This is a genomic window from Pontimicrobium sp. MEBiC01747 (assembly GCF_053601635.1).
The window spans coordinates 1-1,437 of the sequence record NZ_JBSHNS010000405.1 but is presented as its reverse complement, the minus strand read 5'-3'; the positions used below and the strand labels follow the sequence as shown (position 1 = coordinate 1,437).

1 protein-coding gene is annotated in these 1,437 nt (G+C 31.5%); it reads right to left on the bottom strand.

What is annotated here, in order from left to right:
* A partial coding sequence (locus tag ACVC2P_RS12970) for a KS-MAT linker domain-containing protein (RefSeq protein WP_452598887.1) occupies window positions 1–1,437 on the bottom strand: 1,437 nt, incomplete at both ends.

Below are 1,437 nucleotides of genomic sequence, written 5' to 3'. Positions count from 1 at the left end.
CTATTAGTTTTCTTAATTGCGGATCTATTTGTATTGCTTCTTCTTTAGTGAATTTAAATTTCTTATAATCGAAATACTCTATTCCATCTATAAACCCGCCATAAAATTTTGCTATTTGTTTGCGCTCTTCATCCTTTAAGCCTAATAGGTCTAATCGCTTTTGTGGAATTTTTTCTGTTAATGAGTCTCCTTTTTCTAGGTGCTCAAAAAAGTGCAATGTATTTTCCGATTGTGGTAAGATACCATTAACTCCAATTATTGCAATTGCATTATTTTCTGTTTCTTTCTCTTGGGGTTCTGCTTCTTTTTGTGGTAGTATATTTTCGGTTTGTAATGTTTCTTTAACAACCTTTATTACTTCTTTTACTACAGGTGTGCTTTGCTTGATATCGTTAAAATTATCTCCAAAGTCTGCTACTAAATATTCTACAATGTCATTAAAGGTTCTGTACTCCATAAAAAGTAATGGTGGTACTTCTGCTACAACTTCTCTTATATCTGCTATCATAAGTCCAGACATAATAGAATCTATTCCATAATCGCCAATATCTAACGTGAAATCTATATCCTTTTCGTCTAACTTTAAAACCTTTTTTAATACAGTCATTAAAAAGTTTTTTACTTTCTCTTCTGTTGTAAGTTCTACGGTTTCTTCTATTGAGGCCTGTATTTCTAATACTTTGGTTTTAGTATTGGTCGTTTCTACGGTTTCTTGTTCTGGTTTAGATACCCAGTAGTATTGTTTTGCAAAAGGATATGTTGGTAATGTTATTTTATTTGGTATTGTTTTACCGTATAAAAATTCCCAATTTAAATCTGTTCCTTTTACCCAGAGTTCTGCTAATAATGTAAACTCTTTTTTAGAAATTACAATATCCATATAGGCTTGCCCTGCTTCTCCTTTTAATAAAAAATTACAATTGTCTTTTCTAGAGTTCCCTGTAGCTATATCTATTGTATTGCCTTCTAAAAAACTAGTTAGTTTTGTTATTACATCATCTATTGTTTCTGCTTTAAATGCAAGGCGTTCTTCCATTTCTTCACGGCCATACTGAAGTGTATAGGCTAAATCGTGAAGTTGCACCAGGTTAGATTGAAGGTGTTTTTTTAGTTCTATTGCTTTTTCTTTTAATCTATCGTTATTTTTAGCCGATAAGATTATAAGTGCTGGACTAAGGCTTTTATATACTTTTTGTTTGTTTTTGTACTCTTCTAAAACAACATGCGCATTGACACCTCCAAATCCAAAAGAACTAACGCCTGCAATTCTTGTTTTATTTTTAGCAATTGTCCAAGGTGTCGTTTCTGTTCTTAAATGGAAAGGTGTTTCTTTTAGATTAATGTACTTATTTTGCGTTTTTAAATTAGGGTTTCCTGGTAGTGTTTTATTTTTAATACATAATAGTACTTTTAATAACCCAGCAATTCCTGCTCCTG